This is a genomic window from Bacillus sp. SIMBA_026, from assembly GCF_046535335.1.
Classification (GTDB): Bacteria; Bacillota; Bacilli; order Bacillales; family Bacillaceae; genus Bacillus; species Bacillus velezensis.
Map to the genome: position 1 here is coordinate 1 of NZ_JAWRWX010000070.1, position 336 is coordinate 336.

The 336-nt window shown below is 61.0% G+C and carries 1 protein-coding gene; it reads right to left on the reverse strand.

The genetic code is table 11. The annotated features are described in order from the left end of the window. Positions 1 to 336: terminase large subunit domain-containing protein (locus SB847_RS20715; RefSeq protein ID WP_410578453.1), on the reverse strand; the 336-nt coding region annotated here is incomplete at both ends.

A 336-nucleotide genomic window follows, 5' to 3' on the forward strand; every position in this document is an offset into this window, starting at 1 on the left:
GTCGCCGTTCTGCGTACCTTTTGCCGGGTCATAACCGATCCACACTTCGCGCCAGCCAAACGGGCGCAGGGCCAGTGCATGAAAGTCGGTCCAGATTTCCCAACTGTCCACCATGCACGCTTGCAGCTCGCTGAGCGGGAACACGGACGCGAGATCGTCCACGAACTCGCACATCAGCAGGTTCTGGTATTCGTCCGGGCTGTACTCCATGCGTAGCTGGTCGAGGTCGAACAGGTTACAGCCGCCGCGCACCGCATCTTCCACGGTGACTATCTGGCGGTATTGCCCGTCTGTGCACAGCAGGCCGGGGGCCAGATTGCTGTGGGACAGGTCGAT